This is a genomic window from Streptomyces longispororuber, from assembly GCF_024448165.1.
In the GTDB taxonomy this organism is placed as follows: domain Bacteria; phylum Actinomycetota; class Actinomycetes; order Streptomycetales; family Streptomycetaceae; genus Streptomyces; species Streptomyces longispororuber_A.
In genome coordinates this window covers 1-12,320 of record NZ_JAMOLN010000068.1, presented here as the reverse complement: position 1 = coordinate 12,320, position 12,320 = coordinate 1, and the positions used below count along the sequence as shown (strand labels likewise).

At 68.9% G+C, this 12,320-nt stretch carries 10 protein-coding genes and 4 pseudogenes; 5 read left to right on the top strand and 9 right to left on the bottom strand.

Translation table 11 applies throughout. The features are described 5' to 3' along the window. Positions 1-359: 359 nt before the first annotated feature. Positions 360-1,106 carry a dTMP kinase gene (locus M4J07_RS20145; protein ID WP_255973848.1) on the bottom strand — a complete coding sequence of 249 codons (747 nt, stop codon included), beginning with the start codon at positions 1,104-1,106 and terminating at the stop codon, positions 360-362. Between the two features lie 392 nt (positions 1,107-1,498). On the opposite strand from M4J07_RS20145, the gene M4J07_RS20140 reads away from it, so the two are divergent. Then, entirely contained in the window at positions 1,499-2,641 is a 1,143-nt protein-coding gene (locus M4J07_RS20140) for a PP2C family protein-serine/threonine phosphatase (RefSeq protein ID WP_255973846.1), read from the top strand. A 204-nt stretch (positions 2,642-2,845) separates the two neighbouring features. On the opposite strand, the pseudogene M4J07_RS48275 reads toward M4J07_RS20140, so the two are convergent. The 5 genes and pseudogenes from M4J07_RS48275 to M4J07_RS47930 all read right to left on the bottom strand — a co-directional run. Then, positions 2,846-3,028: pseudogene (locus M4J07_RS48275) on the bottom strand (helix-turn-helix domain-containing protein); the annotation flags it as partial. Between the two features lie 388 nt (positions 3,029-3,416). Then, entirely contained in the window at positions 3,417-3,611 is a 195-nt protein-coding gene (locus M4J07_RS20130; protein WP_255973844.1) for a hypothetical protein, read from the bottom strand. A 463-nt stretch (positions 3,612-4,074) separates the two neighbouring features. Further along, positions 4,075-4,596, bottom strand: a complete 522-nt coding sequence (locus M4J07_RS20125; protein WP_255973842.1) for a DUF3291 domain-containing protein — start codon at positions 4,594-4,596, stop codon at positions 4,075-4,077. Between the two features lie 32 nt (positions 4,597-4,628). Beyond that, on the bottom strand, positions 4,629-5,342 hold the full coding sequence (locus tag M4J07_RS20120; RefSeq protein WP_255973840.1) for a helix-turn-helix transcriptional regulator: 714 nt from the start codon (positions 5,340-5,342) through the stop codon (positions 4,629-4,631). Between the two features lie 45 nt (positions 5,343-5,387). Further along, positions 5,388-5,873, bottom strand: a pseudogene (locus M4J07_RS47930) (transposase); the annotation flags it as partial. A gap of 194 nt (positions 5,874-6,067) precedes the next feature. On the opposite strand from M4J07_RS47930, the gene M4J07_RS20110 reads away from it, so the two are divergent. Continuing rightward, on the top strand, positions 6,068-6,862 hold the full coding sequence (locus M4J07_RS20110) for an SAM-dependent methyltransferase (protein WP_255973838.1): 795 nt from the start codon (positions 6,068-6,070) through the stop codon (positions 6,860-6,862). Between the two features lie 517 nt (positions 6,863-7,379). Here M4J07_RS20110 and M4J07_RS20105 read toward each other — a convergent pair. After that, on the bottom strand, positions 7,380-8,684 hold the full coding sequence (locus tag M4J07_RS20105; RefSeq protein WP_305127937.1) for an RNA-guided endonuclease InsQ/TnpB family protein: 1,305 nt from the start codon (positions 8,682-8,684) through the stop codon (positions 7,380-7,382). A 41-nt stretch (positions 8,685-8,725) separates the two neighbouring features. Between M4J07_RS20105 and M4J07_RS48690 the strand changes: the two are divergent. From M4J07_RS48690 to tnpA, 3 genes and pseudogenes are all read left to right on the top strand, one after another. Beyond that, positions 8,726-8,797 (top strand): annotated as a pseudogene (locus M4J07_RS48690) (IS200/IS605 family transposase); the annotation flags it as partial. 66 nt (positions 8,798-8,863) lie between these two features. Then, positions 8,864-9,650, top strand: a pseudogene (locus tag M4J07_RS48685) (winged helix-turn-helix domain-containing protein). Further along, a complete protein-coding gene (gene tnpA / locus M4J07_RS20090) occupies positions 9,584-10,003 on the top strand; it encodes an IS200/IS605 family transposase (protein WP_255973899.1) in 420 nt (139 codons plus the stop codon). Before M4J07_RS48685 ends, tnpA begins: the two are co-directional and overlap by 67 nt. A 102-nt stretch (positions 10,004-10,105) precedes the next feature. Here tnpA and M4J07_RS20085 read toward each other — a convergent pair whose 3' ends face one another. Then, positions 10,106-10,591 (bottom strand): serine/threonine-protein kinase, encoded by a 486-nt coding sequence (locus M4J07_RS20085; protein ID WP_255973834.1) that lies wholly within the window; start codon positions 10,589-10,591, stop codon positions 10,106-10,108. A gap of 863 nt (positions 10,592-11,454) precedes the next feature. Continuing rightward, the coding region (locus M4J07_RS20080) for a C40 family peptidase (protein WP_255973832.1) at positions 11,455-12,320 on the bottom strand (866 nt) is incomplete at its 5' end.

Below are 12,320 nucleotides of genomic sequence, written 5' to 3'. Positions count from 1 at the left end.
GCCCAGGCCGACGGAAACCCAGCCAAAGGGCCCCGAACCATGATCGGACCGAGGCCCTTTGACTGGTCCCCCCAACAGGATTCGAACCTGCGACACCCGCTTGAGGAGTTCGATCTCCACCTGGTTCAGAAGGGACCCGCCTCGTGGGGCGGTGACGCTCACGGCTGCTGGTTGTCGCCGCTGTCCGCTGTCGTTGATGTCGCTCGTGGATGTCAGAACGGTGCATCCCCGCGCAAGCATGTCGCCGTGATCACCATCGATGTCAGCGAGGTGAGTGATGAGCGCTCTCCTGCCTGCAAGCTACCCACGAAGAGCGGCCGGGGCGCGCGCCGAGGCGGCGTCGCCGGCCTTCCCAGGAGTCAGCAGGAAAGCCCCCGGTCTTGGAGTGAGCCGATCTCATGCGGCCGCGCAGGGGTGAGACGGCCGGGCGCATAGGCGTCTGTCCGGGTTGCCGTGTTGGCGACTTCCATGACGATGCGGGCAGCCACCCCGTCCGGGGTCATGACGGAGGTATCGATGACCATGACCGGGATCCGCTTGAGCCGTAACCACTCGACCGCGTCGTGGAAATACACGGTCTCCATGTGGGTGTGGTTGCCCAGCACGTCCAAGTAGGTCTGCGCAATGCCGGCGCGTCTTCGCCGTACCGCGAGCACGGGCGGCTCGCCCTTCAGGATCACGCAGAGATCCGGCACGAGCCAGGGCTCATGGATCCGCCACAGGTCCCCCAAGTTGGCTGCATCCATGCGCTGATAGACCAGACACGACGCGATGTGACCGTCGCTCACCACGGTCTGGCCGCGCGCCAGGGCCGGGCGCACGACGGCACGCTCCTGCTCGTGCCGGTCTGCCGCCAGCCGCTCGGCCAGTAGCAGGCCGGCGAAACGGTCCGGATTCTCGCGCAGCATCCGTCCCTGCGGACTGTCGGACGGCTCGGCGACGGCCGTGCACGGTATGGAGTAGGCGCCGAGCAGGTCGCACACCTGCTCCGCCACCGTCGTCGTGCCGACGCCCCGGGGGCCGTCGAGCGTCAGGTGGAAACCGCGACGGGGCGGGCGGCCCAGCTTGGGGATGATGATCGGTTGTGGCTTCAACGGCGGACGCATCCAACGACTCCTCGACATCAGGACGAATCTGCGGTCGATCCTGCGACAGATGAGACCCGAGACCGACCGGCGAGGAAGGGAACCGGCCTCGGGAGCCGAAACCCGCCCGACGGCCACCGGGGGCACGTAGGCGTGCAGGACTCGGGGCTGTGCCGTGTGACTGGGATGGTTGGAGTGGGCAGTGGTGAACTGCCGCAGCCGATGGATCACATTCCGCACGTGATCCGGGAAGCAGCGCCTGAGGCCTGAGGGGGTTCCAGATACCGCGAGCCCTCGACTCGATGTCCAGGCCGGCCCCGTTGTCGCCGACTCCCCGAACAGACGGGACGGAGATCACCCACACGAGGGCTGCGGGGCTTGTGCGGCCCGGTCCAGCCCCGTATTTTCCGCGCGTGACGACTGCGAGATCCACGTTAGGGCCGAACGCCACGATCCTGGTGGTCGACGACCATGAGCCCAACCGGCTCGCCTTGGGAAGTGTGCTCCGCCGGGCCGGCTACCGGGTCATGGAAGCCGCCACGGCCTCCGAGACCATGGCGGCTCTGCACCGCTCCGAACTACCGCCGGAGATGGCGATCATCGATGTGCGGCTGCCGGTGACGAGCGGCTTCGAACTCGCCCGGCAGATCGCCACGGACCCCAAGCTGCCTCCTATCCCTGTCGTCCACATCTCGGCGGAGGCCAACGGCCCCCAGGACCGGATCCGCGGTCTTGAGGGCGGCGCCAGCGCCTATCTGGCGTCCCCCGTCGCGCCCGAGGAACTCTTGTCCACCGTGGAGCGGGTACTTCTCGCACGCCGCGAGGAACAGGCCGCCCACGACGAACGCCGCTTCGCTTCCGACCTCCAGCACGCCTTCCTCCCCCGGCCGCAGAAACTGGCGGCGCTGGAGGGGATCGACCTCGCGGTCGGCTACGTGCCCGCCATGGACAGCGCACAGTTGGGCGGCGACTTCTACGCCGCGTTCGCCGTCGAACGCGGCGTGCTGCTGGCCGTGGGCGACGTGGCCGGGCACTCACTGGCCGCGGCGACCGTCATGGTGGAACTGCGTCACGTCCTGCGTGCCTACGCTCTGGAGGGTCATGAACCGCATCGCATCCTGCAGTTGATGGACCGCCTGCTCGTGCACTTTCACCCCGAGATCACCGCCACGATGTGTCTGCTGGTCCTGGACACGCACAGCGGCGCGATGGACATCGCCAACGCCGGACACCTGCCCCCGCTCGTCATCTCACCCGACGGCGGCACGGACTACCTACCCGTCCATGGCCCGCTGCTGGGCCTGAACCTCGATCACAAACCCGCCACACCGGCCCGGCTCGATGACGGTGACCTGCTGCTGATGGTCACCGACGGACTGATCGAACGGCCCCGCATCGACCTGGCCGTGTCCCTGGAGGACCTTCGCCGGCGCGCCGCCACCCTCACCCGCACCCCGCAGTCCCTGCGCGACGCGCTGTTGCGGCACTACAGCGAGGACGCCGAGGACGACATCGCCCTCCTGGCCGTGCGCAGGAAGGTCACCGCCCTCGCCTGAGGCAGGGGGCGACGGCTCCGGCACCGCGATCCGCTGCCGGAGGCTGTCGCGCAGTGCCGTAAGCCGGGCGATCTGCGCGGTCAGCGCGTCGATCCGCTGGTGGACCACGCCCAGCGCCTCGCCGGGTCCGGGGTCCGGGGTCCGGCAGCGGCGCCCGGGGTCGGTGAGCAGCGGGCCGATCCGGTCGGCGCGGGCGCGGACGTCCTGCACGGTCAGGCCGAGGGAGACCAGGTGCCGAACGACCCGCGGCCCCGCCAAGTCCCGCTCGGCGTGGACCCGTTGGCCGGTCGCCGTGCGATGCGATGGCGGATGGAGACCACGCTCCTCGTAGAAGCGCAGCGCGCGGGGCGTGGTGCCTGCGGCGGCCGGGGCGTCTCCGATACACATATGAGGTCTCCCCCGTCACCGGGTCAGGTGTGGGATGTTGCCACCGTCGGAGCGGCGGTGAGCTGTTCGCCTCCGAGACGCTGTCGACGATCACGTCGTAGCCGTCCGGTGCGGTCCGGGGTGCAGTTCCGGAGACGACGACAGCGTCGCAGCCGAGCTGGTCGCGCAGCCGGTCGGCCTTGCCGGGACCGGCGCCGAGCAACCGGGCCACCTACCCCGCCGGCGTACCGACGCCGCCCGCCGCGCCCGCCACCAGAACCGTCTCATCCTTGCGCAGCCAGGTGAGCATCCCCTACGTCCCGTACGCCGCGGACAGCAGCGCGACCGGGTCGGGGTACCCGTCCGGGACGACCTGCGCCGCGTCCGCCTCGACGAGCGCGTACTCCCGTCATTCCAGCACGTGGGTGACCAGGGAGCCCGCGGGCACGACCTCGCCCAGCACTGGGCCGAACAAGGCCTGTTCGGGCTTCAGCGGCGGGAACGCGAAACCCTCGCCCTGGCGGGAGACCCGGGTACACAGTCCCGCGAAGACGAGGAACTGCCGCTTGCGTATGAGGAGTTGCCGTGCGGCGGGGACGGGCACGGGCACCTCGGCGGAATCTCGCGACCGATGGACGGTGCAGACATGGGTGACCTCCAAGACAACGGGCGGGAGAAGCGCCCGAACGCCAACCCTTGACGTGCGGGTGAAGGGTTGGCGGCGAGGGTCTGTTGGGTTCACTGACGTGCATCCGCGGCGGACTTGAGGCCATCCGCCGGGGGGCCGGCCAACGGCCGGCGAAGGCTCCGGGAGCCAGCTGGCACTGCTGGAGGTCGGCGAGGTAGACGACCGCGCCGTGCGGGCCCAGCACCTTCGCGCAGTGGGCCACGGTCGTCGTCAGATCCAGGGCCGCGCTCCGCGGGTCGGCCGGGAACTCACCCAGGGCACTGTCCGCGGTCTCGGGCTCCGTCACATCGGCACTCCTTTCCCGGGCCGCCCGCGCGGTCGGCTGCCCAGGCAGTCTCGCTCCGTGGCAAGGACTCCGGAGCCGGGGCGGTCCGCCCGGTCACCCGTCGGTGGCACCGGTGAGTGAGGGCCGCACGTCCGGCCGCACGAGGTACGGGGCCGCCTCGGCCGCGGTGTGGGACGAGGCAAAGGTGAACGCGCGGGGCGAGGGGCCGTGGGACCGGAGGTCCGCGAGCCTCTCCAAGGCCTCGTCGACGGTCGGGATGTGCCCGGCGGGGACCCACCACAGGACCAGGTGCGCTTCGAGATGCCGGTCGAACCACTCGCGGCGCCGTCGCATCACCTCCAGGTGCCCGCTGCGGTAGGTGAAGTCCCACAGTGCCTCGGGGGACTCCCACACGGACAGGTTGACGACGACGTCCTCGCCCGCGGGGCGCAGCCCGGTCGCGTCCTCGGCTCCCTCCTCGACGAGCCGCCACACGAAGCCGGGGGCACCGTCGGCTTCGGCGTTGACCGGGTTGAGCAGCTCGACGAACGACGCCATGCGCGAGTCTTCGAAGGGGTGGCGGAGCGTGACGACATTGAGTTCGGCGAGGTGTGCGGCGGGCGCGGCTTGAGTCATGGCCTCATCCCAGCACGCCCCTCATTTCTATGTCAACGTTCATCGCTTTTAGAGGATTCCAGCATCACGCAACACTCCCCCGGCCGCGCGTCCATCCGGGCACGGACCGGGCCCTCCGACCCGATCAGCCCTTCAAGAAGAGCGAGATTCATGCCGCACACGAGGGGCGGGAAGCGCTCGGCGACGGCATGGAAAGGGCAGTTGCGCAGCCGAACGACCGGCGGCCCCGCGTCGTCACCCGTCTCGCCGGCGCCCCCGGCTCCGGCTCCGGCTCCGGCTCCGGCGATGTACGGCTCGTAGCCGCGGGCCCTGAGCAGCTCCATCGCCGCGCCCAGATCACCACAGGGCGCGGCCGACCCGCGCAGGGACTCGCCCCGGCGGCGCGCGGCCGCGCCGAGCCCGACGTCAAGTCCCGCCTCCTCGGCGGCCTCTGCGAGCAGTTCGGCGGCCGTCCGGTAGTCCCGGCCGGGCAGAGACACCGACCGCTCGGCGCGCGTGCGCGTGTACACCTTGGCCGGGCGCCCCGCCCCAGGACCCGACCGGCCCGTCAGGCGGCGACTGCCGCTCTCAAGCAGCCCGGCCGCCGTCAGCTTGTCCAGGTGGTGCGCCGCGAGCGTCCGCGCCACCCCGGTCGCCTCGGCGGCCTCGTTGCGGCCGACCTCACGCCCCTGCGCCACCACGAACTCGTACAGTCGGCGGCGCACGGGGTCCTGGAGCACCGCGATCGCATCAATGTCATCCGTCACGCGACCATTCTAGAAACAACACAGATTGGAAATAGAACGGCGCTCTCATACCACCGTCCGGGCCGAACACGTCTCCCTCACCGAAATGCTGCTGGCGTCGACCGTCTCAGGCCTCGTACGTGCCGTATCTGCGCGCTCGTTGCAGCGGATGAGCTCTGACCTCGTCGCCGGTGCCCGGGGCCTGCCGACGCGTCCCGCCCCGCCGCGCCGCAGTACGTGCGGCGCCGGCCCGCCACGGCGACGTAACGCCTGTACTCCGCGCGAGGATGGGCCCAGATTCTGGCCCGATTCGAGGGCGGCGACGAAGGAGTACGGCCGGCCGGGGATGAACTGGTCCGAGAACCGTCCGCTGCGGCCGTAGACGTGGCACAGCAGATGCTCCGCGCCGGGTCGGCGCGACGGGGCGGGGCGGGGACAGTTGCTGACGTCGACCGCCAGGACCAGGCGCCCGTCGGCGGCCCGCGGCATCGGCAGGCCGGCCGGCACTTGCCGCCGCCGAGGAACGTCCACACTCCTGCGGTTCAACGCCTCGCCCAGGGGCACGCCCCAGGCCCGCCACCCTGCCGTCACCCTGATCACCGAGCAGATTCAGCGGCGGCGGACCCTGCGCCGCTGCCGTGCCTGGCTGTTCACGGTGCAGGGCAACGCGGCGTGAAGAGGGCATCGTTGTCGCGGAGTTGACCTTGCGACTTCTCGCTCCGTGTGAAGCTGTGCCCATGGATGACATGAACGCTGATCTGAAGAGCAGCCTGCAGACGGACCGCCCGCACTCGGCACGCGTGTGGAACTACCTCCTGGGCGGCAAGGACAACTACCAGGTCGACAGCGAGGTCGGCGACGTCATTCTGTCGACCTTCCCGGAGTTCGCGGCCGTGGCACGGCTCCAACGGGGGTTCCTCGTGCGCGCCGTGCGCTACCTTGCGGCCGAAGCGGGCATCCGGCAGTTCCTCGACATCGGCACCGGGCTGCCCACCGCCGACAACACCCATGGAGTGGCCCAGCGCATCGCCCCGGACAGCAGGATCGTCTACGTCGACAACGACCCGCTCGTCCTCGCCCACGCCCGAGCCCTGCTGACCAGCACCCCGGAGGGAGCGTGCGCCTACCTGTCGGAGGATGTGCGCAACCCCGAGCGGATTCTGGCCGAAGCGGCGCACACGCTGGACTTCAGCCGACCGGTCGGCCTGACCCTGCTCGGCATCATGGGCCAGCTGTCGGACGCCGACCGCCCCGCGGAACTGGTCGCCACGCTTCTGGAGGCGTTGCCGTCCGGCAGCTACATCGCACTGAGCGACGGCATCAACACCAATGAAGCGCTGAACGCAGCCGTGACCGCGTACAACGCGCAGTCGGCGAACACCTACCACCTGCGCTCACCGCAGGAGATAGCCGACTACTTCTCGGGCCTGGACGTCGTGGATCCGGGCGTCGTCGCCACGTCGGCCTGGCGCCCGGACGACACACCTCTCCCCCATGACGCGGTGGACGTCGCGATGTGCGGCGTGGCGCGCAAACGGTGAAAGCCGAGCGTGTGTGGGCGGACCGCGGCCGCCGCCGTGCCGCGGTCGGCTCGTAGGACAGCGGACCGGAGTGTCGGATCCGTCGCTGCTGCCGCGCGTTCAGGCAGCCGAGGTCCGACGGCGGGCCAAGACGGGGTCGTCGATGACGGCGTCTCAGGTGAGGCTGGACCGGCCGCTGGGGAGGTGGGTCCACGCGCAGGCGAGGTCGATCCCCATCTCGACTGCCACGTGGGCAATCGGGTGGTTCCGGCATCGCTGCACGAGCCGAAGTCTCCACTCACTGGGGACAGCGGAGCGCCCCGATGAAGCACGGGCGTTCCTAGCGCCAAGGGTCGAGGGCGAGCTTGCCCTGGGTCAGGCCCTCTTCGAGTTGCTGCAGCACCGCCGGTCCCTCGGGTAGAGGATGCACCTGTGGGTTACCAGGTGGGTACACGCCGTGGGCGATGAGGGCTTCGATCTCTCTCAACGAGCAACGACTGTTGAAGTGCTCTCCGTCGTAAACGAGGGAGATTCCTGCCTACCTTGCAGTGGCGGGCTTGACGCCACGGGGACGCCTGACGACTGCCCTCCCGGCAGCCGGGATGGGCGCGTGGCCCATCCGGTACAGGTGCAGGATGTTCCGGGCCGCGTTCCAGTCGGCGTTGCCGGACCATCCGCAGTCGGGGTTCTTGCACACGAACGTGGCCTGGTCCTCCCGGCTGCCCGGTGTGGTGAGATCACAGGCTGAGCAGCGCAAGGAGGTGCCGGGGGCGGGGACCTTGTGCAGGGTGCCGCCGTGGCGGGCGGTCTTGTACGTCAGCATCGTCACGGTGCGGCCCCATGCCTCCTGGCTGATGGCGCGGTTCAGGCCGGACTTCTGCGCGACGTTCCTGCCGGGTTCCTCGATGGTGCCCCTGGCGGACTTGACCATGTTCTTGATGGTGAGCTGTTCGACCACGACGGTGCCGTACCGCTGGGCAATGTTGGTGGTGGTCTTGTGCTGCCAGTCAACGGCGCGGCGCGTGGCTGTTGCGCGGAGCTGCTTGATCTGGTCGTAGGTGTGCCGCAGGCGGCGGGAGGCCTTCTCCCCGCGCTTGCGGTGCTGCTTACGCTGGGCGGCGCGTTGTTCCAGGCCGAGCAGTTTGGCCTTCTCCCGGGGGTTCAGCCACTTGTCCCGGTCGGCTGTCCCGTCGGGGAGGCGGGGCGGGCGTCCGTGGTCCTGGTGGTCGCCGTCGGACAGGGCGAGGGGCAGGTTCACCCCGGCATCGATGCCGACCTCGGTTCCCTGGTGAGGCTCGGGCCTGGCTTCGAGGGTCTGGACGCGGAAGGCGATGTGCCAGCCGAGTGCGTCCTTGACCAGTCGCGCGCCGGTGATCCGGTTCTCCTTGTTGGCACGTTTGCCCACGGGGAGGTCCTTGGTCCAGCGGAACCGGACCCGTCCGATCTTGGGGATGTTGGCCGTTCCCCAGCGGCGGTGCACGCGGGTGATGTTCAGGTCCCGGCCCTGCGGGATGTCCACGGACATCACTGTGCGGATGCGGGTCTTGAAGTTCGGCGCGTCGGCGCGGCCGTCCCAGCAGTTCTTCCATGCCTGGAAGTACGTCTTCAGTACCGCTTGCGCGGCCTGAGCGGGGAGGACGGCGAGCCAGTCGATCTCGCCTCGGGCCTGGCGGATCGCCGTGTCCGCTGCGGCCAGGGAACGTTTGCCCTTGGGCAGCATCGTCCACCAGTCGTGCAGCAGGTTCCACAGGGCGCGGGCCGCGTGCGCCTGGTCGTCCATGAGCCGGATCTGTGCACGGGTCAGCGCGAGTCGGGCACGGTGCCCGAACTGCCGCTTCACCATTGCACGTTCCGTGTTCACTCGATCACGATATCAATTGGTTTATGTCACCACGGTGGAATCCGAATCCCGATGTACGCACTGGCCGTCACGTCGTCTACAACGTGCGTGTCCACTTCTGATCTACTCGGGGTGTTGTCGGGAGGAGTCACGGGCGGTGATCTCTGCAGTAGGCCGATGGTATGCGGTACGCACAGGGCAGTGGGCTGACCGCCGAACGGCAGCACGTTCGTGCGCGGATCCGGCTCGAAGCCGGGAAACGGTTCGAGCGGAGTGAGAAGAACGCGCTGATCGCGAAGGAACTGCGGGTCAGTGTGCGCTCGGTGGAGCGCTGGCGGCGGGCCTGGCGCCCGGGCGGGACGGCCGCCCTGGCCTCGGCCGGGCCGCCGAAGCTGCCCAGACTGAGTGACGACCGGTTCACCGGACTGGAACAGGAGCTGGCCCGGGGGCCGGCGGTGCACGGCTGGGAAGACCAGCGCTGGACCCTGGCGAGGATCCGCATACTCATCCACCGGCAATTCGCACTGGAGGTCTCGCAGGCGGGGGTGTGGCGGCTGCTGCACCGGCATGGCTGGTCCTGGCAGTCACCCACCCGCCGGGCCGTGGAACGCGACGAGTCCGCGGTCCAGCTGTGGAAAAGCTCAAGGCTCCCATCGTTGTCATCTGCGACGACTCAACACCCACCGGACCGCCGGGATGCGCCAGTACGCGGCTGGCCACGACTGGCTCACCATCGTTCATCTGCCCTCGTATGCCCCGGACTTGAACCCGGTAGAGGGCGTCTGGTCGCTGCTGCGGCGCGGCCCGCTGGCAAATGTCGCCTCCACCGACGACGACCATCTCGAACACACCCTCCGTCGCGGCCTGCGGCATATTCAACGCCACCCCGAACTCATCGACGATTGCCTCACCGGCACCGGACTCAGGGTGGCTCACTATCCGACGACAACACTCCGAACAGGTCAGTAGTCTTTGTCACCAAGTATCGGCGCAAGGCCATGACGGACGCCATGCTGGCCAGGTGCGAGGAGATCATGCGGGAGGTCTGCGAGGACTTCGAGGCCGAGCTGAAGCAGTTCAACGGCGAAGAGGAACACGTGCACCTCCTGATGCGCTATCCGCCGACGGTCCAGCTCTCCAGGCTGGTCAACTCCCTCAAGGGCGTCTCCTCCCGCTACCTGCGCAAGGAGTACGACGCGCACGTCCGCCGGTACCTGTGGAGCGGACATTTCTGGTCCGGCTCGTACTTCGCCGGAAGCTGCGGCGGGGCACCGCTGACCGTCGCACGCCAGTACATCGAGAACGAGCAGCGCCCCATGTGACCTGGCTGAGGCCAACAGCGCAGATCCATGCCCAAAGCCGAGGTCAGAGCAGTATCGAGATGCGCTTCACCTCCCCCGTGAACGGGGGAGCACTGCGCAAGATCAAAGGTAGAGATCGCTGCGCACGTCGATGGGCCTGTCCTGGCACTGTTCAGGCGACATGTATGCGGGAGTGCCGACCACATGGCCGCTCAGGGTCAGCGCGGAGGTGGCGTCCGGATCACGCGCGATGCCGAAGTCGCAGATCTTGACTCGGCCGTCGCCCTGGAGGAACAGGTTCGCCGGCTTCAGAGCCCGGTGGATGATGCCCTGGTGGTGCGCAGCATGCAGTGCTTCCGCGGTCTGCCTGGACACGTCCAACATCGTTCCAAGCGACAGGCCACCCGGGTGACGGGCCCTCACTTCGGCCAGGTCACTGCCGTGCAGCAGCTCCATCACGATGAACAAGTGCCCGTCGCGGCCGCCGGCATCGTGAACCACCGTGATGCCCGAATGCTGCAGGCCTGCGAGATTGCCGCCTCCTTCTGAAACCTCCGCGGCGACGACAAGTCGGTCAACGCCTGGTGCAGCACCTTGACGCGACAGCACGCCGCAGCACCGTCTCATCCCGGCCCAGCCACACCTCCCCCATGCCACCCCGGCCCAGAACCCACTTGAGCCGGTACCGGCCGGCCAGCATGTCCCCGGCATCCATGCGCGGATCCCCTCCCGAACACCAGGTCGTACCGCTCACCCTCAGTCCCAGAGAGTGGCAGCGCCTCACCGGCGAACACAAGGTCCATGAGACACAACCGAGCGCCTTGACACCATCCCATGCCGAGACAGCGAGGTCGGCCTCGACGTCGTGGAGGAGAGCGAGGGCCGTTGCGGCAGCACCGGTCCACACAGAGATCTGCACCCGGGGATGGGCCGTTCGCGAAGGTGCGTCCAGGTCGGACAGCAGACTCCGGCAGCCCCTCACTGAGGCGAACACATTGAGTCGGCCGCCGAGTTGATCCCCCTCGAACCCGTTGTCGCCGTAACGATTCCACAGCTCCAGCTGGTCGGCCCAAGTTACGAGTAGACCGAAGCTTCCGGGTCGGCCTACGACCCCGAGCAGCACTCAAAGGCTCACCCTCACAACGCGTGAGGCTTACTCGTCGCCAGTGGCATTGACGATTGGCCCCCGAGGCATAACGGCCCGGCCGAGCACAGCCGCGTACTTCGCGGGGCGACACTCGACGGCATACCGCCGCGAAGGTGATTCATACCGGGGACACGAAGGAAGAGGCACGAGCACGGCTGGTCCCGCTTCGTCGAGCGGGCCACCCCGCGCCGGCTCCGGGCCTCGACCTGACGACGTGGCGTCACCCGGCTGAGGCGCGGAGCGACACGGTTGGCGACGAGCAGGGCGAAGCAGACGAGGGTGCGGCCCGGTCCCGCGTGGGAACGAGGACCGGGCCGCGGCGCGATCAGCCCGTGACGCGGACGCCGAACTGGAAGCTGCCGATCGTGCTCATCGACTCGTAGCGCACCGAGGCCCCCGGGTACGGCGCGTGCACCACCTGGCCGTTGCCCGCGTAGAGGCCGACATGCTCGGTGTTGTTGAAGAACACCAGGTCACCGGGCTTGAGCGCGCTCATGCCGATGTGGGCTCCCTCGTTGACCTGCGTGTACGTGACCCGGGATATCTGGACCCCGGCCTGCCCGTACGCCCACTGTGTGAGGCCCGAGCAGTCGTAGGAGTTGGGGCCCGTGCCGCCACGGACGTACGGCTTGCCGATCTGGGAGGCGGCCGCGTTCAGGGCGGCGGCACCGAACTGGGAGGCGGCCACTTCGTTGCCGAGGTCGACGCGACCGGCGGAGGAGCGGCTGGCGCGCGCTTCCTCGTCGGCCATCTTCTGGCGCTCAGCGGCGGTCAGGGTGTTGAGCAGCTTCTGTGCGGAGCTGAGCTTGCCCTGGATCTCCTTCTTCTTCTTGCCGAGTTCGGTGCGGGTGTCGGAGAGGTCGTTGAGCTTCTCCGATGCCTCGGCGCGCTCCTGTGCGAGGGTGCGCTGCTTCTCCTGCACCTTCTTCAGCGCCTCCAACTGCTGCGCGGACAGCGAGTCGAGGGTGGACGCCTTGTCGAGGTAGTCGTCCGGGTCGGCGGAGAGGAAGAGCTGGACGGAGGGGTCGATGCCACCGGAGCGGTACTGCTCGCTGGCCATCGCGCCGAGGCCCGTGCGCAGTTCGTTGAGCTCTTCCTGCCCGCGGGCGACCTTGTCCTGCAGTTGGTCGATCTCCTTCTGCAGCTTCTTCTGCTTCTCCTGGGCCCCGTCGTACTGGTTGGTGGCCCGCT

Bases quoted from the DNA above. Each gene is read 5' to 3' on its own strand.
- M4J07_RS20145 (WP_255973848.1), bottom strand. From the start codon at position 1,106: ATGCGTCCGCCGTTGAAGCCACAACCGATCATCATCCCCAAGCTGGGC.
- M4J07_RS20105 (WP_305127937.1), bottom strand. From the start codon at position 8,684: ATGGTGAAGCGGCAGTTCGGGCACCGTGCCCGACTCGCGCTGACCCGT.
- M4J07_RS20110 (WP_255973838.1), top strand. From the start codon at position 6,068: ATGAACGCTGATCTGAAGAGCAGCCTGCAGACGGACCGCCCGCACTCG.
- M4J07_RS20125 (WP_255973842.1), bottom strand. From the start codon at position 4,596: ATGACTCAAGCCGCGCCCGCCGCACACCTCGCCGAACTCAATGTCGTC.